Annotated in this window: 23 protein-coding genes, 1 tRNA gene and 7 pseudogenes; 14 read left to right on the forward strand and 17 right to left on the reverse strand. The window is 67.3% G+C overall.

Annotated features, from left to right (window positions below):
- Positions 1-10: 10 nt before the first annotated feature.
- Positions 11-442 carry a DUF3576 domain-containing protein gene (locus PIB19_RS15905; protein WP_271238134.1) on the reverse strand — a complete coding sequence of 144 codons (432 nt, stop codon included), beginning with the start codon at positions 440-442 and terminating at the stop codon, positions 11-13.
- Positions 443-656: 214 nt separating this feature from the next.
- Here PIB19_RS15905 and PIB19_RS15910 point away from each other — a divergent pair, with 214 nt between their 5' ends.
- A complete protein-coding gene (locus tag PIB19_RS15910) occupies positions 657-1,376 on the forward strand; it encodes a hypothetical protein (RefSeq protein WP_271238135.1) in 720 nt (239 codons plus the stop codon).
- A gap of 103 nt (positions 1,377-1,479) precedes the next feature.
- Here PIB19_RS15910 and PIB19_RS15915 read toward each other — a convergent pair whose 3' ends face one another.
- Complete coding sequence (locus tag PIB19_RS15915; RefSeq protein WP_271238136.1) at positions 1,480-2,001, reverse strand: thiamine phosphate synthase; 522 nt, start codon at positions 1,999-2,001, stop codon at positions 1,480-1,482.
- A 22-nt stretch (positions 2,002-2,023) separates the two neighbouring features.
- Here PIB19_RS15915 and PIB19_RS15920 point away from each other — a divergent pair.
- Both PIB19_RS15920 and PIB19_RS15925 read left to right on the forward strand, forming a co-directional pair.
- Positions 2,024-2,691, forward strand: a pseudogene (locus PIB19_RS15920) (YggS family pyridoxal phosphate-dependent enzyme).
- Positions 2,688-3,350 (forward strand): HAD family hydrolase, encoded by a 663-nt coding sequence (locus tag PIB19_RS15925; RefSeq protein WP_271238137.1) that lies wholly within the window; start codon positions 2,688-2,690, stop codon positions 3,348-3,350. The pseudogene PIB19_RS15920 and the gene PIB19_RS15925 overlap by 4 nt, the downstream one beginning before the upstream one ends.
- On the opposite strand, the gene PIB19_RS15930 is transcribed toward PIB19_RS15925, so the two are convergent.
- The 5 genes and pseudogenes from PIB19_RS15930 to PIB19_RS15950 all read right to left on the reverse strand — a co-directional run bounded on the left by PIB19_RS15930 (position 3,347) and on the right by PIB19_RS15950 (position 8,864).
- The gene (locus PIB19_RS15930; RefSeq protein WP_271238138.1) at positions 3,347-3,655 is read right to left on the reverse strand and encodes a hypothetical protein; all 309 of its coding nucleotides are present in this window, start codon (positions 3,653-3,655) and stop codon (positions 3,347-3,349) included. The genes PIB19_RS15925 and PIB19_RS15930 overlap by 4 nt on opposite strands.
- 127 nt (positions 3,656-3,782) lie before the next feature.
- A pseudogene (ribA, locus tag PIB19_RS15935) lies at positions 3,783-4,839 on the reverse strand (GTP cyclohydrolase II).
- Positions 4,836-5,618, reverse strand: a complete 783-nt coding sequence (locus PIB19_RS15940; protein WP_271238139.1) for an exodeoxyribonuclease III — start codon at positions 5,616-5,618, stop codon at positions 4,836-4,838. The pseudogene ribA and the gene PIB19_RS15940 overlap by 4 nt, the downstream one beginning before the upstream one ends.
- Before the next feature lie 235 nt (positions 5,619-5,853).
- On the reverse strand, positions 5,854-6,465 hold the full coding sequence (locus PIB19_RS15945) for a LolA family protein (protein WP_443018629.1): 612 nt from the start codon (positions 6,463-6,465) through the stop codon (positions 5,854-5,856).
- A gap of 84 nt (positions 6,466-6,549) precedes the next feature.
- A pseudogene (locus tag PIB19_RS15950) lies at positions 6,550-8,864 on the reverse strand (DNA translocase FtsK 4TM domain-containing protein).
- 244 nt (positions 8,865-9,108) lie between these two features.
- On the opposite strand from PIB19_RS15950, the gene PIB19_RS15955 reads away from it, so the two are divergent.
- Positions 9,109-10,326: a UbiH/UbiF/VisC/COQ6 family ubiquinone biosynthesis hydroxylase gene (locus PIB19_RS15955; protein WP_271238140.1), complete on the forward strand. Its 1,218-nt coding sequence runs from the start codon at positions 9,109-9,111 to the stop codon at positions 10,324-10,326.
- Entirely contained in the window at positions 10,323-10,982 is a 660-nt protein-coding gene (locus tag PIB19_RS15960) for a hypothetical protein (RefSeq protein ID WP_271238141.1), read from the forward strand. The genes PIB19_RS15955 and PIB19_RS15960 overlap by 4 nt, the downstream gene beginning before the upstream one ends.
- Positions 10,983-11,597: 615 nt before the next feature.
- Here PIB19_RS15960 and PIB19_RS15965 read toward each other — a convergent pair.
- The 3 genes and pseudogenes from PIB19_RS15965 to PIB19_RS15975 all read right to left on the reverse strand — a co-directional run bounded on the left by PIB19_RS15965 (position 11,598) and on the right by PIB19_RS15975 (position 13,357).
- Positions 11,598-11,774: a Trm112 family protein gene (locus PIB19_RS15965; protein WP_271238142.1), complete on the reverse strand. Its 177-nt coding sequence runs from the start codon at positions 11,772-11,774 to the stop codon at positions 11,598-11,600.
- A gap of 85 nt (positions 11,775-11,859) precedes the next feature.
- Positions 11,860-12,470 (reverse strand): annotated as a pseudogene (locus PIB19_RS15970) (LON peptidase substrate-binding domain-containing protein).
- Entirely contained in the window at positions 12,467-13,357 is an 891-nt protein-coding gene (locus PIB19_RS15975) for a tetratricopeptide repeat protein (RefSeq protein WP_271241015.1), read from the reverse strand. Before PIB19_RS15975 ends, PIB19_RS15970 begins: the two are co-directional and overlap by 4 nt.
- A gap of 187 nt (positions 13,358-13,544) precedes the next feature.
- On the opposite strand from PIB19_RS15975, the gene PIB19_RS15980 reads away from it, so the two are divergent.
- From PIB19_RS15980 to PIB19_RS15990, 3 genes are all read left to right on the forward strand, one after another.
- Positions 13,545-13,619: transfer RNA gene (locus PIB19_RS15980), tRNA-Gly, on the forward strand.
- A gap of 213 nt (positions 13,620-13,832) precedes the next feature.
- Complete coding sequence (locus PIB19_RS15985; RefSeq protein WP_271238143.1) at positions 13,833-14,255, forward strand: DUF2147 domain-containing protein; 423 nt, start codon at positions 13,833-13,835, stop codon at positions 14,253-14,255.
- Positions 14,256-14,310: 55 nt separating this feature from the next.
- On the forward strand, positions 14,311-15,108 hold the full coding sequence (locus tag PIB19_RS15990) for a DUF72 domain-containing protein (RefSeq protein WP_271238144.1): 798 nt from the start codon (positions 14,311-14,313) through the stop codon (positions 15,106-15,108).
- Here the strand turns inward: PIB19_RS15990 and PIB19_RS15995 are convergent.
- The 6 genes and pseudogenes from PIB19_RS15995 to hemC form a co-directional block, all read right to left on the reverse strand.
- Complete coding sequence (locus tag PIB19_RS15995; protein ID WP_271238145.1) at positions 15,105-16,214, reverse strand: CaiB/BaiF CoA transferase family protein; 1,110 nt, start codon at positions 16,212-16,214, stop codon at positions 15,105-15,107. The two genes, PIB19_RS15990 and PIB19_RS15995, sit on opposite strands and share 4 nt — an antisense overlap.
- Positions 16,211-16,732 carry a GNAT family N-acetyltransferase gene (locus PIB19_RS16000; RefSeq protein ID WP_271238146.1) on the reverse strand — a complete coding sequence of 174 codons (522 nt, stop codon included), beginning with the start codon at positions 16,730-16,732 and terminating at the stop codon, positions 16,211-16,213. The genes PIB19_RS15995 and PIB19_RS16000 overlap by 4 nt, the downstream gene beginning before the upstream one ends.
- The gene (locus PIB19_RS16005; RefSeq protein ID WP_271238147.1) at positions 16,732-17,916 is read right to left on the reverse strand and encodes an acyl-CoA dehydrogenase; all 1,185 of its coding nucleotides are present in this window, start codon (positions 17,914-17,916) and stop codon (positions 16,732-16,734) included. The genes PIB19_RS16000 and PIB19_RS16005 overlap by 1 nt, the downstream gene beginning before the upstream one ends.
- A gap of 10 nt (positions 17,917-17,926) precedes the next feature.
- Entirely contained in the window at positions 17,927-18,691 is a 765-nt protein-coding gene (locus PIB19_RS16010; protein ID WP_271238148.1) for a hypothetical protein, read from the reverse strand.
- A gap of 128 nt (positions 18,692-18,819) precedes the next feature.
- Positions 18,820-19,488 (reverse strand): uroporphyrinogen-III synthase, encoded by a 669-nt coding sequence (locus PIB19_RS16015; protein ID WP_271238149.1) that lies wholly within the window; start codon positions 19,486-19,488, stop codon positions 18,820-18,822.
- A pseudogene (gene hemC / locus PIB19_RS16020) lies at positions 19,485-20,398 on the reverse strand (hydroxymethylbilane synthase). The gene PIB19_RS16015 and the pseudogene hemC overlap by 4 nt, the downstream one beginning before the upstream one ends.
- Positions 20,399-20,514: 116 nt before the next feature.
- Here hemC and tsaD point away from each other — a divergent pair.
- The 4 genes and pseudogenes from tsaD (at position 20,515) to PIB19_RS16040 (ending at position 23,059) form a co-directional block, all read left to right on the forward strand.
- Positions 20,515-21,539, forward strand: a pseudogene (gene tsaD, locus PIB19_RS16025) (tRNA (adenosine(37)-N6)-threonylcarbamoyltransferase complex transferase subunit TsaD).
- A gap of 10 nt (positions 21,540-21,549) precedes the next feature.
- Positions 21,550-22,527: an NAD(P)H-dependent glycerol-3-phosphate dehydrogenase gene (locus PIB19_RS16030; protein WP_271238150.1), complete on the forward strand. Its 978-nt coding sequence runs from the start codon at positions 21,550-21,552 to the stop codon at positions 22,525-22,527.
- Positions 22,524-22,967 (forward strand): DUF1697 domain-containing protein, encoded by a 444-nt coding sequence (locus PIB19_RS16035; RefSeq protein WP_271238151.1) that lies wholly within the window; start codon positions 22,524-22,526, stop codon positions 22,965-22,967. Before PIB19_RS16030 ends, PIB19_RS16035 begins: the two co-directional genes overlap by 4 nt.
- Positions 22,910-23,059, forward strand: coding sequence for a hypothetical protein (locus PIB19_RS16040; protein ID WP_271238152.1), 150 nt, complete (start codon positions 22,910-22,912; stop codon positions 23,057-23,059). The genes PIB19_RS16035 and PIB19_RS16040 overlap by 58 nt, the downstream gene beginning before the upstream one ends.
- Here PIB19_RS16040 and PIB19_RS16045 read toward each other — a convergent pair.
- Positions 23,056-23,208 carry a DUF1674 domain-containing protein gene (locus PIB19_RS16045; RefSeq protein ID WP_271238153.1) on the reverse strand — a complete coding sequence of 51 codons (153 nt, stop codon included), beginning with the start codon at positions 23,206-23,208 and terminating at the stop codon, positions 23,056-23,058. The two genes, PIB19_RS16040 and PIB19_RS16045, sit on opposite strands and share 4 nt — an antisense overlap.
- Before the next feature lie 13 nt (positions 23,209-23,221).
- Between PIB19_RS16045 and PIB19_RS16050 the strand changes: the two genes are divergently transcribed.
- Both PIB19_RS16050 and PIB19_RS16055 read left to right on the forward strand, forming a co-directional pair.
- Positions 23,222-23,716 (forward strand): transcription antitermination factor NusB, encoded by a 495-nt coding sequence (locus tag PIB19_RS16050; RefSeq protein ID WP_271238154.1) that lies wholly within the window; start codon positions 23,222-23,224, stop codon positions 23,714-23,716.
- A pseudogene (locus PIB19_RS16055) lies at positions 23,713-24,509 on the forward strand (RsmB/NOP family class I SAM-dependent RNA methyltransferase). Before PIB19_RS16050 ends, PIB19_RS16055 begins: the two are co-directional and overlap by 4 nt.
- The last annotated feature ends 7 nt before the right edge of the window (positions 24,510-24,516 follow it).

Raw genomic sequence — 24,516 nt, forward strand, 5'->3', positions numbered from 1 at the left:
CCGCGCCTTATTAATTCGCGATGGCGGCCCGGCGCAGATCGCGGGCACGAGTGAGGATGATGTCCTCGAGCTTCTGCACCGTCGCGGCCTGCACGGGGGCTGCGACCCACTGGCCGGTGCGATTCACTTCGCGCAGCGCTGCGACGCGGAGCGCATCGGCGCGCAGGTCCTGATCGAGCACGGTGACGGTCACCTTCATCCGCTCGGTCGGCGTGTTCGGGTTCACATACCAGTCGGTGACGATCACGCCGCCGTTCGAATCGGTCTGGAGCAGCGGCATGAAGCTCAGCGTGTCGAGGGTGGCGCGCCACAGATAGGAATTGACGCCGATCGTCGTCACCTTCGAAGCGGCAAGATCCGCCACGGGGCGCTTGCTGCCGCCGCACGCGGTGATCGAAAGAGCGAGCGACCCCAGGATCGCGGTGCGCAACAGGCGGTTCATCGACACATTCCTAAAGGCGAAAGGGAAAAGCGAAAGCATCTATAGGGGCTCGTGTGGCGGGAGCAAGGCGGCAGCGAACGGGCGAATCACCGGCAAAAGGGGTGATTCGCTGCCGAATCTGTGGGCATCGGGCAACACTGGCACGAAATTTGAGCGGAAGGTGGAACCAAGCTTCCGAATCATGGTACGCACCTCCATATAAAAGGGGATGAAAATGCGTTTGGCACGTTGGACGACGTTGATGGGGCTGGGGGCGATCTGCGCCACCGGCGCTCTCGTCGCGCCGGCGCTCCAGGCAGAGGAAGGCCGCGGCGAGCGCGCTTATGTCAAACGGCCCACCACCGCGGTGCGCGGTGGCATCGGCACTTTCACGCCGGCCGCCGCCGATCCCAAGCTTGCCGCGATCCTCGCGCGCAGCGGCCTGCCCGAGAACAGCTTCCGCTTCACGCCGTCCGAATCGCGCCGCAGCAACCGCGCCGTCACCGTGGCGGTGCGCGCGCGTTCGACTCGTACGGCGATCGCCGATCGCAGCCTGGTCGCTGCGGCCGCGCCGGTCAGCCTCGCGCCGATCGCCTATAATCTCGGCGTCTCGGTCGGCTGGAAGCGTTTCGCGGTCGCGGGCGACGTGACTCGCATCGAACTCGCCGCCCAGCCGGGCAGCACCGAACGCGCCAATCTCGGCGTCAGCTATACCGGCAGCCGTCTCACTGGCCGCGTCCAGGCCGCCGCCGAGCGTCCGCTGGCCGACACGCCGGTGCTGATCGGCGACAAGCCCAGCTATTCGATCGACGTCGGCGGCAGCTATTCGCTGACCCGCAATCTCGATGTGACTGCGGGCGTGCGCTACAAGAGCGAGCAGGATCGCCTGCCGAAGATGACCGACAACCGCCGGGACAGCCAGGCGGTCTATGTGGGCACCGCCTTCCGCTTCTAAGCGCTCGACGTATTATAACCTCCCTGTGCTCCGGCGAAGGCCGGAGCGCTGGCCGTTAGCGAGCAACGCTCCGGCCTTCGCCGGAGAACAGAAGATTCAGGGCCTAATCTGCCCACGCATCAATCGCCGCCCAGCCGTAAATCCCCAAAGGCTGCAGGCTGGCGGCGCGCCGCGCATTGATCCCGCCAAGCGCAATGATCGGCACTGGCAACCCGCGAAGCATAAGTCCCAATCGGGACCGCCCCAGCGCCCGCGCCCCGGGATGCGATCGCGTCGCGAACACCGGCGACACGAATACAGCATCAGCTCCCGCCCGAATCGCCGTCACTGCCTCGCGCCGATCATGTGCCGGCCAGGTGCGCAGTCCATATCCGCGCTGGCCATGCACGCCATCCTCGCCGCGCCCGAGCCGCTCGGCACCGGCACGAATCAACACCAGCCCGCGCCGTCGTGCGGTCCTCGCTACCCTCGCGAACAGCGCCCGCCGATCGGCCAGTTCCAGCCCGTAATGCCGGAACACCACGCCGCCGCCCCGCGGCAATCGTTCGAGCGCCATCCATAAAGATTCACCCATCCGCTCGTCGGTCATCAGCCACAGGTGCGGGAGAGGGTGGCGGGGTCGCATCCGCCCGCCTATAGCGCGCCGCATGCCCCTGGACGACGCCTCAATCCGCCTCGCTGAAGTCCGCGAGAAGATCGCGCGCGCGGCGCACGTCGCCGGTCGCGAACCCGCCGATGTCGAGCTGATCGCCATCTCCAAGAAGCACGATGCCGCCACGATTCGTCCGTTGCTCGATGCCGGGCAGCGCGTGTTCGGCGAGAACCGTGTCCAGGAGGCCATGGCCAAATGGCCGGAGTTGCGCGAGACGACTTTGGGAGTCGCGCTCCACCTCGTCGGCCAGCTCCAGTCGAACAAGGCCGAGGAAGCGGTTGCATTGTTCGACGCGATCCATTCGGTCGATCGCCTCTCGCTGGTCGATGCGCTCGCCCGGGCGATGGACAAGATCGGCAGGCGGCCGGCTTGTTTCGTCCAGGTCAACATCGGCGACGAGCCGCAAAGGGCGGCTGTGCCGTCGCCGACCTTCCTGCCCTGATCGCCGGGGCGCGCACCGCTGATCTGCCCGTCGCCGGTCTGATGTGCGTGCCGCCGCTGGAAGTCGAGGCCGCACCCTATTTCGCCTTGCTGGCGAAGCTCGCTCGGGACCATGGCGTCACCGGCCTCAGCATGGGCATGTCGTCCGATTACGAGACCGCGGTGACGATCGGCGCCACCCATGTTCGCGTCGGGACCGCCCTGTTCGGAGCGCGGGCATGAGGTTCGACGCGATCATCTTCGATTTCGACGGGGTGCTGCTCGAAAGCGAATATGCGGGGAACCGCCAGATCGCCGAATATCTCACCAGCATCGGCCATCCGACCACGCCCGAGGATTCGATGGCGAACTTCATGGGGCTGGCCGGTGCGGATTTCCTCGGGGCGATCGAGAGCTGGATCGGCCGGACGATCCCCGACGACTTTCACGCAATGCGCGCCGAGGAGGACAGCCGCGTTCTGGAGGAAGGGCTTCCCGCAGTCGCCGGCGCGATCCGCTTCATCGAGAATCTTCCCGAAACGCTTCCCCGCGCGATTGCATCGTCGAGCAGCACCGAGTGGATCACGCGCCATCTCGATCATCTCGGCGTCCGCGCCGCGTTCGGCGACAAGATCTTCAGCGGCCGCGAACATGTCGAGCGCGGCAAGCCCGAACCCGACGTCTATCTCCACGCCGCCAGGGCGCTCGGCGTCGATGTCCGCCGCTGCGTGATCCTCGAGGATTCGCCGGTCGGCGTCACCGGCGCAGTCGCCTCGGGCGCCTGGGTCATCGGCTTGTGCGCCGGCAACCACTGCGCGCCCGATCACGCCGACCGCCTCCGCGCGCTCGGCGTCCACGCCATCGCCACCGATTTTGACGAAGTCGCCCGGCTGATCGCCTAGCGATTCTCGCGCGCGAGCAAGTGCGTGCGCAGCGCTACCGCGTCGTGATAGGCATTGTGCGGCACCGCGCTGAGCAGGTTCGAATCGAACCCGAACGCGTCGCACAACTCGAAGCGTATCCGGTCGATATTGTGGCGGCGACCGGGGCCGGCGATCAGCGCCATGGATGCGTGCGCAATGTCTTCCGGCCAGTCGGCGACCAGCAATGGGTCAGGATCGTCGCCCAAATAGTGCGCCAGGCCACGGCCGAGTTCCTCGCGCGAGACCGGATCCGTGCCGAGCACCGGCAACACATGCGTCGCCACCCATTCCGTCGGCTGCGTACACTCCAGCGCTTCGTAAAGGGCGCCGCGCCCTCCAGTTCGGGCACGAGTGCAAGCGAGATCAGCGGCCCGCCAAAGCCATTGAACTCGGTGTCGAGGAAATAACGCATCAGAGCTGGTGCCCGGTGCGGTCGCGCTTGGTGGCGAGGTAGCGTTCGTTGTGCGGGTTGGGCGGCAGCTTGTGCGCCACCCGCTCGGCGACCGTGATCCCCGAAGCCTGCAGCGCCACTACCTTGTCGGGATTGTTGGTCAGCAGCCGCACCGTCTTCTGACCGAGCAGCGTCAGCATCCGTCCCGCCACTGCGAAATTGCGGGCATCCACGGCGAAACCCAGCCGGGTGTTGGCGTCGACCGTGTCGAAACCCTGGTCCTGCAGCGCATAGGCCCTGAGCTTGTTGATCAGCCCGATGCCGCGGCCTTCCTGGCGCAGATAGAGCAGGATTCCCCAGCCGCTCGCCTCGATCGCGGCGATGGCGGCCTTGAGCTGTGGCCCGCAATCGCATTTGAGGCTGCCGAGCACGTCTCCGGTCAGGCATTCGCTGTGCAGACGGACCAGGGGGATTGCCATTTGGTTGCCCGATCAGCAGCGCGACATGCTCGCCGGGCATCTCATCGGTGCGGAAAGCGACGATCTCGGTGTCTTCGGCACCCGCGACCGGCAGCCGCGCCCGGCCGACGATGCGCAGCCGGTCAGCATCTTCGTGCGCGTCGATATCGGCGGGCGTGATCGCTTCTGACGCATCGCCGGTGATCGCGAAGAACGCCGGCAGCAGGCCTGCTACACGCGCCAGCCGCAGCGCGGCAGCCGCCGCATCGGGCGCGTCTATGCAGATCGCCCTGAATGGCCCCTTGAGCGGCGTCGCCAGATCGAGCTGAGGATCGGCGAGCGCTGTCGCGGTATCGAAATCGAGCCAGGGCACGCGCTCGACCAGCACCGGCCCGTCGGGCGCCGCCGCCTCGCGCTGGTTGGCGAGCTTGAGCGTCGCCGCGCGTCCCGCCGAGAGCAAAACCGGCGCGGCGCCTTCGGGATCGAACGCCCTCAATCGCTCCGCATCGGCGGTCTCGATCGCGAGCAGCTTCAGCGTGCCTACTGTCCCGCGGATCGCGATCGGCCAGCCGCGGCGCAGCGCGTCCACCGCTCGGGCGACGGCGCGCGGATCGGTCAAAAGTCGAACTCGGTGATGATCGGCACATGGTCCGACGGCTTGAGCCAGGAACGGCACGGCTCGCAAACCTTGTGGCTGGTCGCCTTGTCGGCGACTTCGCGGCTCGCCCACATATGATCGAGCCGGCGTCCGCGATCATTCGCGGTCCAGTCCTTCGAACGATAGCTCCACCAGGTGAAGCAGCGCTCGGGCGCGGGAACGAACCGGCGGCCGAGATCCACCCAGTCATGCGCCGCCTGCAGCCTTCCCAGCGCCTCGACTTCGATCGGCGTATGGCTGACCACATCGAGCAGCTGCTTGTGGCTCCACACGTCGCACTCCAGCGGCGCGATGTTGAAGTCGCCGGTCAGGATCGACGGCACTTCGAGCGTCTCTGACCAGCGCGTCATCCGTTCGACGAAATCGAGCTTCTGGCCGAACTTGGGATTGACCTCGCGATTGGGCACGTCGCCGCCGGCGGGGACATAGACGTTCTCGAGCCGCACGCCGTTGGGCAGCCGCACGCCGACATGCCGCGCTTCCTGGTTGGCCTGCCAGTCGAAGCGATCGTCCTCGGCCACCGGCACGCGGCTGATGATCGCCACGCCGTGGTGCATCCGCTGGCCGTGCTTGATGACATGCTCATAGCCGAGGGCGCGGAACGGCGCCTCGGGGAAGTCGCCGTCGATCACCTTGGTTTCCTGCAGGCAGAGGATGTGGGGCATCTCCTCGCGCAGGAACTGCTCGACGATCTCGATGCGGAAGCGGACGGAATTGATGTTCCAGGAGGCGATCTTCATCGGTGGCGATGTAGAGTCTCCTGTCGTCCGGCACCAGCGGTGGCCCAGCGCAGCGCGCAAAGGAAAGGCCCCCGCTCCGGGGGCAATGGAGCGAGGGCCGACCTAGCGTTCGTCACGCAGGCGGGAAATGGTTCGATCCCGAGCAACAGGGGAAAATCTCGGGTACCGCCCCACATCCGCAATTTGGTTTCTAATGGCCTCAACCTGTCGCCAGCATGAACGATGTTCAGAAAACTCAGCGATTCCGCGGGCCTTGGCTCCGTGGGTCGTTCCAGCGGAACACTCCGTCGGACACGTTGCCGTTGATCTGCTGATTGGTCAGCCGGATCGTCGTGCGGTTGTTCTGCGAGTCGAGCGCCACCCAGCCCTGGAGGATCAGCCCCGCCGGACCGGACGCATTCTTCTGAAAGATCATCGTGATCCGGCCATATTCGGGATGCGCGCTGTCATGTACTTCGATCGAGACCACCCGCGGGTCGCTCGTCGGGTTGAGCTTGGCGAATTTGGTGATGTCGCGCTTGGGATTGAGCAAAACCGCGAGCGGCGAATTGCCGATCGGCCAGCGATCGACCTGCCGCACCTGATAGTCGATGAAATAGAGGCTGCGCCCGTCGGCGACGATCAGCTGAGGCACGCCCTTCTGATACTGGAAGCGGATCTTGCCGGGGCGCTTGAGCGTCATCGTGCCGGTCAGTACCCGACCGTTGCGATCGGTCTGGCTGAAGTTCGCGGTCATGCTCGAAACGCCGGCGAGGTGCTGCTGCACCTGGGCGAGCTCGCCCGCGACGGGCGCGGCGATCAGCGCCGGGGCGGCGAACAGGGTCAGGGCTAAGGGCCGTGCAAACACGTCTATCTTCTCCGAATGCTTTGGCTGGACCGCTACGGGGCGCGGTTTGAATGCCCCTGAACCCCCATGCTCCCGAAACGATCCTCAGAGCGGTCGCCCGTCGGTATCCATCAGCACTTCGCGGCGGCCGACATGGTCGGGCCGCGAGACCAGGCCGTCCTTCTCCATCCGCTCGACCAGCCGTGCGGCCGAATTGTAGCCGACGCGGAGCTGGCGCTGAAGCCATGACGTCGACGCCTTCTGGCTCTCGGCGACCAGCTGGGTGGCACGCCGATAGAGCTGATCCTCGGGAGAATCGTCGCCATCGGGGCTGCCTTCCAGCGCGAAGCCGCCGTCTTCGGGCTCCTCGGTGACCGCGGTGATGTAATCGGGGCGCCCTGCGCGCGCCAGAAATCGGCGACTGCCTGAACTTCCTCGTCGCTGACGAACGGCCCGTGGACACGGACGATCTGCTTGCCGCCGGGCATGTAGAGCATATCGCCCTTGCCGAGCAGCTGCTCGGCGCCCTGTTCGCCGAGGATCGTACGCGAATCGATCTTCGACGTGACATGGAAGCTGATCCGGGTCGGCAGGTTCGCCTTGATCACGCCGGTGATGACGTCGACCGACGGACGCTGCGTCGCCATGATCAGGTGGATGCCCGCCGCACGCGCCTTTTGCGCCAATCGCTGGATCAGGAATTCGACTTCCTTGCCTGCGGTCATCATCAGATCGGCAAGTTCGTCGACGATCACCACGATCTGCGGCAGCGGCTGGAGATCGAGCGTCTCCTCTTCGTAGATCGGCCGCCCGGTATCGGGATCATAGCCAACCTGGACTTTCCGCCCGAGCTTCTGCCCCTTGGCCTTGGCTTGCCTCACCTTGTCGTTGAAGCTGGCGAGGCTGCGGACATTGACCGACGCCATCATCCGGTAGCGGTCCTCCATCTGCTCGACCGCCCATTTGAGCGCGCGGATCGCCTTGGGCGGATCGGTCACCACGTCGGCGAGCAGATGTGGGATGTCCTTGTAGATGCTCAGTTCGAGCATCTTGGGATCGATCATGATCATCCGGCACTGGTCCGGGGTCAGCTTGTAGAGCAGCGACAGGATCATCGCGTTGAGGCCGACCGACTTGCCCGAACCGGTGGTGCCGGCGACGAGCAGATGCGGCATCGGCGCGAGATCGCCGATCACCGGATCGCCGGCGATGTTCTTGCCGAGCACCAAAGGCAGGGTCGCGCCCTGCGCCTCGAATGCCTCGCTGCCGATCAGCTCATGCAGATTGACCGATTCGCGCTTCACGTTGGGCAATTCGATGCCGATCACGCTGCGGCCGGGGATCGTCGCGACGCGTGCGGATATCGCGCTCATGTTGCGCGCGATGTCGTCGGCGAGTTGGATCACGCGGCTCGCCTTGATCCCCGCCGCGGGCTCGAGCTCGTACATCGTCACCACCGGGCCGGGGCGGACCTCGACGATCTGTCCTTTTACATTGAAATCGTCGAGCACGCTCTCGAGCAGACGCGCGTTGCGCTCGAGCGCGAGCTTGTCGATTCCCGGATTCTGGTTCGGCGGCGCGGCCTTGAGCAGGTCGAGCGGCGGCAGCTTGTAGCTGTCCTTGAAGTCGAGACTGCTCTGCACCGGCGGCTTGGGTTTGGCTGGTGAAGGCGAGAGGCTGGGCTCGGAGATCACCGGTCCGGGGCGATTGTCTGGCACCACCAGTTTCCGCGGCTCGCGGGCTTCGCGCGATTCCCGTGCCTCGCGCAGCTCCTGCGGATCCGGCCCGCGCAGCAGCGGCGTCTTGGGAGGCCCGAACAGCCGCGGCATACCGATTCCGCCACGCTCTGGCAGCGTGAAATCGAGGCTGCGCCACCAGATCCACAGACCCGCGAGCCCGAAGACGAGCCCGAGCCCGCGCCCGATCCAGAAGATCAGCACCGGATCGCCGATGAAGCCGATCATCCAGTTGAACAGCCCGGCGATCGACAGCCCGACCACGCCGCCCCAGCCGCCGACCAGCCACAATACCGAATCGCTCGAGAAAAAGGTGAGCGACGTCGCCATCAGCACCACGCCGATCGCGACGCCGCGGAGCATCTTCTTCCAGTCGCCCAACGGGCGATCGAGCCACAACCGGTTGGTGATGATCAGCCCCGCCGGCGCGATCAGCGCCACCGGCAGGCCGAGCGTGGCGAGCAGCAGATCGGCGATCCAGGCGCCGGGCAAGCCCAGCAGGTTGCGTGCGGGCCCACCCGACGCCGTGTTCAGCGACGGATCCTGCGAATTATAGGTGAGCAGCGCCAGCACGACGCCGACCGTCACGAGGAACAACAGGGTTCCGACGATCAGCGCGCTGCTGCGGCGCACGCCTGCCTTCATCGTGTCGCGCAACAGCGACGGTTGTGCCCGGGACGCCATGGCCCGTTCTCCAAAATTTCAGGGGTGCAAACCGAATCATCGCCGTTGACGAGTCCGCCGTCAAGCCGCGTGCACCAGACCCTTAAATTGACTCACTTGGCGGAAACGCGATCAATCACGCAACTTTATTACCCGTAAAGCGAAAGGCAGCAGGGCGAGCGACTCCATATTCGCGGAACAATAGCAGAACAAGAGCGTGTAGGAAAGCGTTGTCGTGCGAACGGCGCAGCGTTAGGGCAGGCGCATGGATAGCGCGGACGTACTCATCCTCGGCGGCGGACTCGTCGGCAGTGCGCTGGCAACGGCGCTCGATGCGCATGGCCTCACTTCGATCGTCGTCGATCCTGCCGATCCCGCGACGATCCTCGCCGCCGGCCATGACGGGCGCGCTTCGGCGATCGCCAGCGCGCCGATGCGGATGTTCGAGGCGATCGGCGTGGCGCCTCGGCTGGCGGGCAAGGGGTGTCCGATCGAAGGCATCCGCGTCAGCGACGGGCTCGCGCCGGGCAAGCTCGACTTCGCGCCCGATCCGGACGGCGGCGCGCTCGGCCATATGTTCGAGAACCGCATCCTGCGGACGGCACTGTTCGAGGCTGCGCAGGCGGCGGCGGGCGTGGACCTGCGGATGCAGACTCGCGCGGTTTCGGTCGAGCGCGGCGAGTTCGGCGTCACCGCGACGCTCGATTCGGGCGCCGTCGTTCGCGCACCGCTGCTGGTCGCCGCCGAGGGGCGCAACTCGCCTACTCGCGAGGCGGCCGGGCTCAAGACCGCGCGGTGGAGCTACGATCACGCCGCGATGGTCGCGACGCTCGGTCACGAGCGCAGTCACGAGAACATCGCCTTCGAGATATTCTACCCAGAAGGCCCATTCGCGATCCTGCCGTTGCTCGACGACGCCAACGGCCATCGCTCGGCGATCGTGTGGACGGTCAATGCGCGCGACGCGGCGGGGATGAACAAGATCTCCGACCGCGCCTATCTTGCCGAGGCGGAGAAGCGCATGGGCGGGTTCCTCGGGCGCCTGGGCCCGCTCTCGTCGCGCTTCAGCCACCCGCTCGGCTTCCACCACGCCGCGTGGATCACGTCGAACCGCCTCGCGCTGGTCGGCGACGCCGCGCACGGTATCCATCCGATCGCGGGGCAGGGCGTCAATGTCGGCTTCCGCGACGTCGCGACTCTGGTGGAGGTGCTGGTCGAGGGCAAAAGGCTCGGCTTGGATCTCGGCGATCCGCAGCTGCTCGCGCGCTATCAGCGCTGGCGCGGGCTCGACACCTTCATGGTCGCCGCCGCCACCGACGGGCTGACCCGCCTCTTCGGCATCCCGGGCAGGACGGCAGCCGCGGTCCGTCGTTTCGGGCTCTCGGCGGTCGACAAGCTGCCGCCGCTCAAGGACTGGTTCATGGCCGAGGCGCGCGGCGAAAGCGGCGATGTTCCGAAATTGCTCCAGGGGCTGACGGTTTGATGCTCGCGCTGGCGGTAGCGTTGCTGGTGCCGCAAACCGCGGCCGATCCGCTTGCCGATGCGTGGCTCGTGCAGGTGCGGCCTGGGGCCAAACGCCCTTTCTTCGACGATATCGAAGGCGCGAAGCCCCGACCTAGCCGGGCCTATGTCGTTGCGGGAGACATGCTCGTCGCCAGCGAGGTTCGCGGGAATTTCACCTCGGTCACGTTCGTCACGCCGAGCGGGCGGACCCGCAGCGGCTGGCTGGAGAGCACGGGCCTGATCCGCATTGCCGAGGCAAAGATCTGGCAGGGCGTGTGGAAGGCGTGGGAGTCCGAGATCAAGCTGGCGCCGGGCCGGATCCGCGGGACGCTGCACGTCGAGGGCTCCGCGACCTGGGGTGGACATGATCCCGAGCGAATCGCGCGCGGAGGCGTTCATGTCGGCGAGTTTGGCGTCGATGTGCGGGCAAATGGAGACCGCATCGCCTTCTCGGTGGATGAGGGTGCCGGAGCCGGCGCGCTGGCGCCTCTCTTCGGCGATGCACCCGAAGAGACGTATCGCTGCCGCGTGCAATTGCGCGTGCTCGGCCCGTATCTGCTGGCGCATGACAACAATGCCTGCGGCGGCGCGAACGTGTCCTTCACGGGCACCTATCGGCTGAACGCCAAACGCTAGCGTACGCCCCTACGATCACGCGGCGACCTGGAGGGTGCCGCCGCTCAAGAACGGATTCGTGGCTGAGGCGAGCGAATCGGGCGATGTACCCAAGCTGCTGCGGGGGCTGACGGTCCAGGTGTCGACAAACGGATAAACGAAGGGAGTGGGGCTTTGCTGTTGATCGCAATCGCATTGGCTATCAGCCAACAGGCTACGGCTATCAGCCAACACGCCACCGACCAGGTCGCGGCGATTCGCGAAGGGAAGCTGTAGTGCGTGCAGCCGAACCCTAAAGCGAAGACCTGTGTAGCGCTTTCACACTTTGAATTGCAGAGCGATGACCTCTCCCGCCAACTTCGAGGGTGGCGCAGTTTGCGGAGTCTACGACGAGACGCTCGTCCGCTCCGGAACGGTCCGCGTGAAGGATGAGGCTGCCCCGGCCGATCTCTCGAAGGCGTTGCTCGATTCGATGGTCGAATCTTCGCGTGCGCATTTTGGACGGAAAATCTGCACGAAGGTCGTTCGAAGGGACGGCGTTCTGGTAAGCGTGGCGACTGTGAATGGCGTTTCCGATCCGACGCTCGATTTGCCAATGCTTTGGGTCGCGCCGTCCGAGGGATATAGATTGGGACTCTAGCGCCGAAGTTGTCGCGCCTCTTCGATCAGCAATACCGGCACGCCGTCGCGAATCGGATAGGCTACGCCCGCCGCATCGGACACCAGCTCCTGCCGCGCCTCGTCATAGCGCAGCGGGGTACGGGTCGCGGGGCAGACCAGCTTTTCGAGCAGCCATGGATCGATATCCGTCATCGTTGAAGGGCGAGAGCCGCATGCGACGAATTTGCCGGAAGCCGCCCTTCGACAGGCTCAGGGCGAACGGGAGGGGCATGAAATATCACTGCAACGTCACTCCACCCTCTTCGCCGTGTCGGCCGAAGAACTGCATCAGCTGGACGACCAGCTCGGCGCGCGCGGAGAGCCCATCGGCTTCGAGCAATGCCTGTTTCGAAGCGACGTCGAACGGCGCGATCTGGGCGATGCCGTTGACCAGCGATTCGTCGTCGAGCCGAGTCACCGCTTCCCAGTCGACCGCATAGCCGAGGCCGTCGGCGAATCGCCGCGATTCCATCTCGAGCGAGGCGCGCTCGGCCATTGCGAGCACTTCTCCGGTTCCTGCCTCTTCCAGCTCGGCCTCGACCTGGCGGAACGGCGTCGTGACCTGGAGCTCGCGCAGCACGGTGAAGCGTGCCAGCCCCTCGAGCACGATGTCGTACCGGCCGTCGGGCAACGCCTCGACCTCGGCGATACGGCCGACACAGCCGATATCGAACAGGGTGGGGGATCGCTGGCGTCACGCGGCTGGATCATGCCGATTCGCCGATCCCGCGCGAGCGCATCGGAGATCATCGCCCGATAGCGCGGCTCGAAGATGTGGAGCGGCAAGTGCATCCGCGGAAAGAGCAGGGCGCCCGCCAGCGGAAACACCGAGAGCCGCGTTGCCGTCATCCGAACAGGATCGCCGAGAGCTTCCGCCGCTGCGCCGAGACCCAGGGATCCTCGAGCCCCACCGCCTCGAACAGCTTGAGCAGCCGCGCGCGGGCGGCGCCTTCGTTCCATTCGCGGTCCTCGGCGATCATCGCGAGCAGCGTCTGCGCGGCGGCGTCGCGGTCGCCCGCGGCCATCTGTCCGCCGGCGAGCTCGTAGCGCGCGTCCATGTCGCCGGTCGCGGCTTTGGCGGCGAGCCCTGACAGGTCCTCGACGGGAGTGGCCTCGCGGGCGAGCGCCAGCGCGGCGCGCGCCTGTTCGATCTCGGGGCCCTTGGCCGCGTCCTCGGGAAGCGCCGCGAGCGCGGCCTCGGCTTCGTCGGCGCGCCCGAGCGCGAGCAATGCGCGGGCGCGCCCGGCGGCGATCTGCGGATGCTCGGGCGCCATTTCGACGATCTGCTCGAAGACCGAGAGCGCGCGCTCGGCATCGCCATCGGCCAATACCTGCTCGCCCATCGCGATCAGCGGTTCGAGCTCTGCCTCGGCCGCCGCCTCTTCGCTCTCCACCGGGAGCTGGCGGAGTATCTGGTCGAGCATCGTGCGCAGCTGGCTCTCCGTCCGCGCGGTCGACAGATCGGCGACGAGCTGGCCCTGGAACATCGCATAGACCGTCGGGATCGACCGCACCTGGAATTGCGCGGCGATGAACTGGTTCGCGTCGACATCGACCTTGGCGAGGGTGACGCCCTTGGCGGCATAGTCCGCGGTCACCTTTTCGAGGAGTGGAGTCAGCGCCTTGCACGGCCCGCACCATTCGGCCCAGAAATCGATGACGACGAGGCTGGTCATCGACGGCTCGACGACGTCGCGGCGGAAGGCGTCGACCGCTTCCTTCTCGGCGGGGGACAATCCTAGCGTGGCCAATGGGATGCTCCTGGCAATCGATCGGGGTTCGGGCGCTATGTGGGCGTTCGTGCTGCGCCCGCCAAGCCTTTTCCCGAATCGGTACTAGGGGCTTGCGCTGTCCGAAACCCGCTGCTAGTGGCCGCGCCTCACCCGCCCCCAGCGACACGTCGCAACGGGGGCAGACGCCAGAGCGGGCGTAGCTCAGGGGTAGAGCACGACCTTGCCAAGGTCGGGGTCGAGGGTTCGAATCCCTTCGCCCGCTCCAGCGCTGCCGCGTGGGATTTAGCCGTCTAAATCCCGCTTTTAATCGGCAGCGCGGCCGGCACGGCACTTCGCCGTGTCCGACGGCGCAGCTTTGCCGCGGCGCGCTTCCCAACCTTCCGTTTCCAAATCCGCTCCTTATACGGCACATCTGCGATTTCCAGATTCGATCCCGTTCACCGGGGAGCCATCCCGGGTGTTTCAGAAAGCGCCCGTGATGAAGTCCATCGTTTCCAACTCGCTGGCGCTCGCGCTTGCCTTGCTGCCCGTCGCCGTTCCCGCATTCGCCGACGAGGCGCCGGCCCCGCCGCTGGCGACCGAATGGCGCAATCCGTCCAACAGCGTCCATGTCCGCATCGACGAATGTGGCGGCCAGCTCTGCGGCACCGTCACCTGGGCGAGCGCCAAGGCCCAGGCCGATGCGCGCAAGGGCGGCACCGAAAATCTGGTTGGCACGCGGCTGTTCCGCGATCTCAAACCCGCCGGTGCCGGCAAGTGGAGCGGCAAGGTCTTCGTGCCCGATATCCGCAAGACCTTCTCGGGCACGATCACCTTTGCCGATTCGAACACGATGGTCGGCAAGGGCTGCGTGCTGTTCGGGGTGATCTGCAAATCGCAGACATGGAAGCGGCTCCCCTGAATTCGGACGCAGCTTCCGGACTGACCGCGCGCGCTTTCTCGGCTAGAAGCGCAGCATGGCACAAGCACCCATCAGAATCGGCATCGGCGGCTGGACCTTCGAGCCATGGCGCGGGACCTTCTATCCGGAGGGCCTGAGCCAGAAGAAGGAGCTCGAATTCGCCAGCCGCGCGCTGGGCGCGATCGAGATCAACGGCACTTATTACTCCACCTTCAAGCCGGCGACCTTCGAAGGCTGGGCGAAGACCGCGCCCGACGGCTTCGTCTTCACGGTCAAGGCGTCGCGCTTCTGCACCAATCGAAAGATACTCGCCGAGGGCGGTGAATCGATCCGGCGCTTCGTCTCGCAGGGGCTCGTCGAGCTCGGCGACAAGCTCGGCCCGATCTTCTGGCAGTTCATGGCGACCAAGAAGTTCGACGTGGAGGATTTCCGCGCCTTCCTCGCCCTGCTCCCGCGCGACGAGGCCGGCGTGAAGCTCCGCCACGCGGTCCAGGTGCGCCACGACAGCTTCCATGTGCCCGAGTTCGTGGCGCTGTGCCGCGATGCCGGCGTCGCGATCGTCTATGCCGATTCACCGCAATATCCCGCGATCGCCGACATCACCGGCGACTTCGTCTATGCCCGGCTCGAGGCCGGCGAGGACGACAATCCGCTCTGCTATCCCGAATCGGATTTCCCGCGCTGGACCGAGGCCGCGAAGACCTGGGCGAGCGGCGGCCGTCCCGAAGGGCTGCCCTATGTCACTGCGGAGGCTCCGCCGGCGACGCCGCGCGAGACCTTCATCTTCTTCATCCATGGCGGCAAGGTCCGCGCGCCGGCGGCGGCGCAGGAATTGACTCGCAGGCTGGCCTAGGGCCGCTTCGGGCTCGGCTTGTCCGAAACCATCCGCTCGCCGTCGATCACGATCGGGCTGGCCAGTCCCGGCAGACCCTCGCGCTCGATCTGCATTCCGCGCGCGATCACCTGCGGATCGGCGAACACTTCGTCGACCGTGTTGATCGGTCCGGCCGGCACGCCCGCCGCCTCGAGCGCCTCGTAGAGATCGGCCTTGGCCCAGCGCTGAATGGCGGCTGTGACGAGCGGGATCAGCACCGCCCGATGGGTCACCCGCGCCGGATTAGTTGCGAAACGCGGATCGCCGGCGAGATCGAGTCCCACCACGTCGCACAATTTCCGGAACTGCGAATCATTGCCCACTGCGACGATCAGCGCGCCGTCTTTGGTCTCGAAGGCCTGGTACGGGACCAGATTGGCGTGGCCGTTGCCCATCCGGTGGGGAACCCTGGCCGGGTTCGCCATCCAGTTGAGCGCCTGATTGGCGAGCACACCCACCTGGGTATCGAGCAGCGCCATGTCGATATGCGCGCCCTCGCCGGTGACGTCACGACGTCGCAGTGCCGCGAGGATCGCGACTGCCGAATAGACCCCGGTGAAGATGTCGGCATAAGCGACGCCGGCTTTCTGCGGCGCGCCGTCGGGCTCGCCGGTCAGCGACATCGCTCCGCCCATGCCCTGGATGATGAAATCATAGCCGGCGCGGTGGGCGTAGGGCCCGTCCTGCCCGAAGCCGGTGATCGAGCAGACCACAAGCCGCGGATCGGCGGCGCGCAAGGCAGCGGGATCGAGCCCGTATTTGGCGAGCCCACCGACCTTGTAATTCTCGATCACCACATCGGCGTCCGCGATCAGCGCGCGAGCCTCGGCCTGTCCCTCGGGCGTGGCGATGTCGATGCCGCGGCTCTCCTTGCCGCGATTGCAGGCATGGAAATAGGCCGCGTTGAGATTCTCGCCGTTCGGACCGTGGAGGAAGGGCGGCCCCCAGTGCCGCGTGTCGTCGCCCGCGCCCGGCCGCTCGACCTTGATCACCTCGGCCCCCAGATCGGCGAGCAACTGGCCGCACCATGGCCCGGCGAGGATCCGTGCCAGCTCGACGACCCGAAGCCCCTCGAGCGGCTTCACGGCCTGCGGATCTCGTAGATCACGTGGGGTTTCATCTCGCCCGCCATCAGCCGTAATTCGGGAGGTCCGGCCCGCAGCACGCCGCCGATCTTCTCCATCGCCTTGCGCGAGCGGACATTGCCCTCGCCGACGGTGAAGACGACGGTGCCGACCTGGGCGTGGATATGATCGAGCATCAGCCGCTTGATTTCGCGATTATAGCTGCCGCCCCAATAGTCGCGCGCAAGATAGGTCCAGCCGATCTCGATCTCGTCGGCCTCGGGCTTCCAATTGTCGTAACGCGACGATCCGATCACCTTGCCGGTGGTGCGATCGAGGATCGTCAGCGCGCCGCCGCTCGCCATTCCAGCGTCGAAATAGGCGCGGAACACGTCTTCCTTCCAGCGGTCGTGCGCCGGATGGACTTCCCAGATCAGCGGATCGGACGCGACGGCGAACAACGCCTCCCAATCGTCCGGCGTGCTCGGGCGCAGCGTCACGCGTTCGCCGGTGAGTGTCGGCTGGCGGTCGGGCGCCATCAGAAGGCCGCGATGCCGGTGATCGCGCGGCCGAGGATCAGGCCGTGCACGTCGTGTGTGCCTTCATAGGTGTTGACCGTCTCGAGGTTGATCGCGTGGCGCATCACGTGGAATTCGGCCGAGATGCCGTTGCCGCCGTGCATGTCGCGCGCGACCCGGGCGATATCGAGCGCCTTGCCGCAATTGTTGCGCTTGATGATGCTGATCGCCTCGGGGCTCAGCGCGCCTTCGTCGAACATACGCCCGCAGCGCAGGGCGGCCTGCAGCCCAAGCGCGATCTCGGTCTGCATGTTGGCGAGCTTGAGCTGGACGAGCTGCGTCGAGGCCAGCGGCTTGCCGAATTGGGCACGATCGAGCGTATATTGCCGTGCCGCGTGCATGCACGCTTCCGCGGCACCCATGGTGCCCCAGGCGATGCCGTAGCGCGCGCGGTTGAGGCAGCCGAACGGCCCCTTCAGACCCTGCACCTCAGGGAGCAGCGCGTCCTCGCTCACTTCCACGCCGTCCATCACGATCTCGCCGGTCACCGAGGCGCGGAGCGAAAGCTTGCCTTCGATCTTGGGCGTCGAGAGCCCCGCCATGCCGCGTTCGAGCACGAAGCCCTTGATCCCGCCGCCATGCGCATCGGACTTGGCCCAGACGACCATGACGTCGGCGATCGGCGAATTTGTGATCCACATCTTGGTGCCGGTCAGCCGATAGCCGCCGTCGACCTTCTCGGCGCGGGTGCGCATGCCGCCGGGATCGGAGCCGGCATCGGGCTCGGTCAAGCCGAAGCAGCCGATCCATTCGCCGGTGGCGAGCTTCGGCAAATATTTCCGCTTCTGTGCCTCGGTGCCATAGGCATAGATCGGGTGCATCACGAGGCTGCTCTGCACGCTCATCGCCGAGCGATAGCCCGAATCGACGCGTTCGACTTCGCGCGCGACCAGCCCGTAGGCGACATAGCCGAGCCCGGCGCCGCCATAGCTTTCGGGGATCGTCGGGCCGAGCAGCCCCAGTGCGCCCATCTCGGACATGATCTCGCGGTCGAACCGCTCCTCGAGGAAGGCGCTGGTCACGCGCGGCAGCAATTCGCCTTGCGCGTAATCGCGCGCGGCGGCTTGCACCATCCGTTCCTCGTCGGTCAGCTGCGCGTCGAGCGCGAACGGATCCTGCCAGTCGAACCGGCCCATCTCTGCCATTGGTCTTCCTTCAGCTGCTCGCCGGGCGTGCGACGGATGCCGCGGCCGGCGGCGTTGCGGCGGGCGCTGCGAGTGCCGCCCGTTCGATCTCGAGCAGCCCTTCTCGCGCCGCGATATAGCGTTTGGCGGCGGCCACCCAGCTCTCGGCGCTCGCCACGCCGGGCATGTGTACCACTTCGGCGAGCGCGGTCTCGACATCGCCGTGCTCGAGCGCGAGCCGGGCGCGCCGCATCCGGTCCGACGTGCGCGGGCTCGGCGATTCGGCCTGGCGCAGCACGACGAGGTCGCTCAGCAGCCGCCGCGCGCTCATCCACATGCTGTCATCGGCGCCGCTCGCGAGTCGCGGCCGGATCGCCTCCAGCGCCAGCCGCAAGTCGCCCAACGTCACCGGTTCGGCCGAGGCGTGCAGGATCCGGCTCACCGCTTCGCCATGATCTTCGCCGAAGCGCTGGCGGAGCTGGGCTTCGAGCGGCCCCAGCGGCTGGCCGCGTTCCAAAGCACGGCGCACGCCTGCGGCGATCATCAATTGTTCCGCGCGGCTCGCATAATTCGACGCGTTGCGGGCGCTGCCGCTGATATCGCGCAGCCGCAGCTCGAGCTGGTCGAGCCTGCCGGCAAGCTCCTGCTCGCGTGCGCTCAGCGTCGCGACATCGGTGCCGGCGGGCAAGGCGGCGGCGCGATTCGGCTCGGTCTGGACGGTCTCGACCGGAACGAGGCTCGGCACCGGGCGCGGTGGGCCGCCGGCACCGCCGAGCTGGAACGCTGCCGCGGTCACGGCGACGCCGCCGACAAAGGCAAGACCGCCGATCAGATAGGGGTCCGCGTCTCGGGGCCGCGGGCCGGCTCCGGCGGCGCGAGGGGCTCGTCGCTCATGCCCCCTTATTCGCTGCGTCGCCCGCGCGGTCAATCGGCGAGCGCGATTGCCGCGTCGATCAGGGCCTCGCTATCGACGTCGTCAGGGACGACGCGCTGTTCCCAGCCTCCGCCGGCGGCCTCCGTCGCGCGCGCGCTGACTGCGACCAAAGCGATGCCGCTCCGCGCCAATCCCGCGGCATCGACAATCTCGGCCAGCCGCGCGCCCGCACGCGCCGACTGGACCAAAGCGACGCTGCCGGCGAGGTGCGCCGGGTCGCGAGGCGCAATGGGTTCGCTGGCATAGACCGTGATCACCTGGGCGACGATTCCGCCTTCCTCCAGCATGCGTTCCCGACCCGCCAGATGCAGCGCACTGCGAATCCTCGCCGCGCCGGCCCTTGCGACAAGCGCTTCGGCGCCGTCGGTCCCCACGCAGGCGACATCGAACCCCGCCTGCCGCGCCGCCTCGGCGGTCGGCGCGCCCACTGCATAGACCGGCAAGCGACGGAAAGCCGCGAGCCCAGGCCCGCCATGACGGATGGCGTTCGCGCTGGTCAGTATCAGCGCGTCGAACTTCTCCGTGTGCCCGAGGATCCACGGTTCGGGATGCACTTCGAACAGCGGCATCCGGATCGCAATGCCCCCGCGCGCCTCGATCGCTGCCGCAGTGACGCAATTGCCCGGCTCGGGCCGCAGCACTGCGATTCCGCGGCTCATCCGGCGAACAGCCGGCGGATCTCGTCGGGTGCGCCCAGCAGCAGATCCCGTGCCACTGCGATCGGCAGGACGCTGTCGGTCGGCGCGCCCGCTTCCTGCGCAGTGACGTGAACGCTGCCGTCCTCGGACAACAGCTCGGCCCTCAACGTCATGATCGCGCCTTCGATCGTTGCCAGCGCCGCCACCGGCGAATGGCAATCGGCCTTGAGCGCGGCGAGCAATGCGCGCTCGGCGATGACACAGGCATGCGTGATCGGATCGTCGATCTTCGCCAGCATCGCCCTGGTGTGCGTATCGTCGGCACGGCATTCGATCCCCACCGCGCCCTGCGCGGGGCGGGCAGCATCAGGTTGATCGGTATCGGAATTCCGACGTCATGACGCCCAAGCCGATCGAGCCCCGCTGCGGCGAGCAAGGTCGCGTCAACTTCCCCGGCGGCGAGCTTGGCCAGCCGCGTGTCGACATTGCCGCGGAACAGAGTGATGCGGACATCGGGCCGGAGCTTGCGGATCTGCGCCGCACGCCGCGGCGAGCTCGTCCCCACCACTGCCCCCTGCGGAAGCGCATCGATCGAGTCGGCGCCGACCAGCCGGTCCTGCACGTCAGCGCGCGGCAGCATCGCCGCGATCGCGATCTCGGCGGGGCGGATCGTCTCGACATCCTTCATCGAATGCACTGCGGCGTCGATCTCGCCGTCCAGCAATGCGCGGTCGAGTTCCTTGGTCCACAATGCCTTGCCGCCGATCTCGGCGAGCGCACGGTCCTGCACCTTGTCGCCGGTGGTGCGGATCGCGACGATCTCGATGGCGTCGGGCGTGAGCGCGTGCGCGGCGATCAGCGCATCGCGCACCATATTGGCCTGAGTGAGGGCAAGCGGCGAGCCGCGGCTGCCGAGACGGAAGAGACTCATTTCGCGCCCATATCCGTTCGGGCTGAGCTTGTCGAAGCGCCGCCCCTTCGACGCCGCCTGCGGCGTCGCTCAGGACAGGCTTCGACAAGCTCAGGGCGAACGGTTAGGGGACATGCATGGCGCTGATTCTGGGACTTGAATCGAGCTGCGACGAGACTGCCGCCGCTCTGGTGACGAGCGATCGCCGGATTCTCGCGCACAAGCTTGCGGGGCAGGAAGCGGCGCACCGGCCTTATGGCGGAGTCGTTCCCGAAATCGCCGCGCGCGCGCATGTCGAAGTGATGGCCCCGCTGGTCGAGGCCGCGCTCGCCGAGGCCGGGATCACACTCGCGCAAGTCGACGCCGTCGCCGCAACCGCCGGGCCCGGGCTGATCGGCGGCGTCATGGTCGGGCTGGTCACCGGCAAGGCGCTCGCGCTCGCCAGCGGCAAGCCGCTGATCGCAGTAAACCATCTCGAAGGCCACGGCCTGTCGCCGCGACTCGCTGACCCCGATCTCGCTTTCCCCTATCTGCTGCTGCTCGTCTCGGGCGGGCATTGCCAGTTGCTGCTGGTCGAGGGGTGGGCCGCTATCGCCGGCTCGCCACGACGATCGACGATGCCGCGGGCGAGGCGTTCGACAAGACCGCCAAATTGCTCGGGCTCGGCTTTCCCGGCGGTCCCGCGGTCGAGAAAGCCGCAGCGCTGGGCAATCCCCGCGCCGTGCCGCTGCCGCGCCCGCTGGTCGGCTCTTCGGAACCGCATTTCTCCTTCGCCGGATTGAAGAGCGCCGTCGCGCGCGTCGTCGATCAGTACAAAGCCGAGGATATCGCCGCTTCCTTCCAGCAGGCGGTGATCGATTGCCTGCTCGATCGCACGCGCCGTGCGCTGCAGTCGGTCGACGCCACTGCGCTGGTCGTCGCGGGCGGAGTCGCCGCGAATGCCGGCGTTCGCAATGCGCTGGAGAGGCTTGCCGGCGAACACGGCATGCGTTTCGTCGCGCCGCCGCTGTGGCTATGCACCGACAATGCCGCGATGATCGCCTGGGCCGGCGCCGAGCGATTCGCAGCCGGGCTCACCGATCCGCTCGATTTCCCGGCCCGTCCGCGCTGGCCGCTCGATCCGGGGGCGGAGAAAGTGCGCGGCGCGGGCGTGAAGGCATGAGGATCGCCAAATGAGAATAGGGGTCATCGGCGGCGGCGCCTGGGGCACTGCACTGGCGCAGGTAGCGGCGCGCGGCGGGCAACCCGTCACGCTCTGGGCGCGCGAGCCCGAAGTGGTCGAGAGCGTCAACGAATCGCATGAGAATCGCCACTTCCTCGCCGGCGTCGCGCTCTCCGATACGATCCGCGCCACCGGCGACCTCGCCGATCTCGCCGGCCATGATGCGCTGCTCGTCGTCGCCCCGGCCCAGCATGTCCGCGCCGTCCTTGCCGCCGCGCCGGTCGGGGCCACGCCGCTCGTGCTCTGCGCCAAGGGGATCGAGGCGGGCAGCCGCCTGCTCGTCGGCGAAGTCGCGCACCAGGCCGCGCCCGATGCGCCGATCGCCGTGCTCTCCGGCCCCACGTTCGCGCACGAAGTCGCCGCCGGAAAGCCCACCGCAGTCACGCTCGCCTGCGAGGACGAGGCCCTGCGCACCCGCCTTGCCGAGCGGCTGGCCGGCCCTGCTTTCCGCACCTATGGCTCGGCCGACGTGATCGGGGCGGAGATCGGCGGCGCGGTCAAGAATGTCCTCGCGATCGCCTGCGGCGTGGTTGAAGGCGCCGGCCTTGGACTAAACGCCCGCGCCGCGCTGATCGCGCGCGGCTTTGCCGAGATGACGCGTTTCGGCCTCGCCCGTGGCGGCCAGGCCGAAACGCTCACCGGCCTTTCCGGCCTCGGGGATCTCGTGCTGACTTGCTCCTCGACCAATTCGCGCAATTTCTCGCTCGGCGTCGGGCTCGGTCAGGGCAAGAGCGCCGCCGAGCTGATGGCCGACCGCAAGACCGTGGCCGAAGGGGCCTTCACTGCCCCCGTGCTCCGCGAGGCCGCCGCCGAAGCCGGAGTCGACATGCCGGTGACCCAGGCAGTCAACGCGCTGCTCGAAGGCGCCGCGGTGCGTGACGTGATCGAGGCGCTGCTCAGCCGCCCCTTGCGGGAGGAAGTCCAATGAAGTGGGCGGCGATGCTGCGCGGGATCAACCTCGGCAAGCGGCAGCTCAAATCGGCCGAATTGAAGGCGGTGGTCGAGGGAATGGGTTTCACCGAGGTCAAGACGATCCTCGCCTCCGGCAATGTCGTGTTCGAGGCGGGCGATACGGAGCCCGAGGCACTCGAGCGCGATCTCCACGCCGCGTTGGAGAAAGCGACCGGGCTCAAGTCCCAGGTCTTCGTCCGCAACCGCGCCGAGCTTGCCAAGCTGGTCGAAGCCAATCCCTTCCCCGACGAGGCGCGCGAGCGCCGAGCTTCCTCGTCGTCAGCTTCCACCGCGATCCCGTCGACAAGGCGGCGATCGATCGGCTGGCCCAGAGCTATGACGGCCCCGAACGCATGGTGGTGGTCGGTCGCGAGCTGTTCACCGATTTCCCCGACGGTCAGGGTCGCTCGAACCTGATTCCGGTGCTGCAGAAGGCGAAGCTCTCGCAGGCCAATACCGGCCGCAACTGGAACACGGTGCAGAAGCTGCTCGCCGCGCTCGACTCCTAGAAGTCGACGGCGACCCCGTTGCGTTCCCAATCGCCATAGCGCGTCGGGTCGAGCGGGTCGGTTGCCGGCGCGGCGGGTGCGGGCTTGGGCACCGACGGGCTCTTCGAGAGATGCTGCGGGGGCTTCACATGGCTCGGGCGCTGGCCCATGGCACTGGCTCCAATGAGTAAAGCCCCCAATCGCCCCCGCCGCCCGAGCGGTCAAGAGCCCGACGGCCCCGGCGTCCCCGCGCGCCGGGCGGCGCTCAAGCTGCTCGATGCCGTGCTCCGCCGCGGCCTCGCGCTCGAGCAGGCGCTCGATTCGGCCGCCTCCGGCCTCGCGCCCAACGATCGCGGGCTCGCCCATGCGATCGCCGCCGAAACGCTCCGCCGGCTTCCCGATCTCGATGCGCTGATCGATTCGGCCACTCAGCGCGACTTGCCCGACGACGCCAAGGCACGCTTCGCATTGCGCATCGCCTTGGTCCAGGCGCTGGTGCTCGGCACGCCCGGCCATGCCGCCATTTCCACCGTCCTCCCCTGGTCGACGGCGGGCCTCGGAAACTCGTCCACGGCGTGTTCGGCACGCTCGTCCGGCAGGGAGCGAGCTTGCCGGAGCCTCCCACGCTTCCCGACCCGGTGGCATTGCGCTGGCACGCTGCCTGGGGCGACCAGATGATCGAGGATGCAGAGCGCGCCATCGCGGTCCCGCCGCCGCTCGACCTGACGCTGCGCGATCCGGCGCGCGCGCCCGATCTGCCGGGCAAGAGCCTGCTTCCCGGCCATCTTCGCCTCGACGAAAAGGCCGCGGTCACCGGCATCGAAGGCTATGTCGAAGGCGATTGGTGGGTGCAGGACCTTGCTGCCTCGATCCCCGCGCGGCTGATCGGCAAGGGTGCGGGCACGGCGCTCGATCTTTGCGCCGCGCCCGGCGGCAAGACGCTCCAGCTCGCTGCGGCCGGCTGGGCCGTGACCGCCGTCGACGTCTCGGAAAGTCGTCTCGCGCGACTTCACGAAAATCTCGAACGCACGGGGCTCGCCGCGACGGTAATTGCCGCCGATCTCCTCAAATGGGCGCCGGCCGCCCCGCCGACGCCGTGCTGCTCGACGCGCCGTGCAGCGCCACCGGCATCTTTCGCCGCCACCCCGACGTGCTCCACCGCGTTCGCCCCTCACTGATCGCCGAAATGGCGGCGCTTCAGTCAGGCCTGCTGGCTCGCGCCGCTTCATGGGTGAAGCCCGGCGGCACGCTGGTCTTCTCCACGTGCTCGCTCGAGCCGCAGGAAGGCGAGGCGCAGCTCGCCCGCTTCCTCGCCGAGCATCCCGAATTTGCGATCCTGCCGATATCGCCCGATGAGCTCCCGCTTGGTATTGCGCCGCGCGACGACGGCAGCCTTCGCCTTCTCCCCGGAGTGCTCGCCGATGTCGGCGGTCTCGACGGCTTCTTCATCGTCCGTCTGCGGCGGAGCTAGTTGTCAA

This window comes from Sphingomonas sp. 7/4-4, from assembly GCF_027941955.1.
Classification (GTDB): domain Bacteria; phylum Pseudomonadota; class Alphaproteobacteria; order Sphingomonadales; family Sphingomonadaceae; genus Sphingomonas.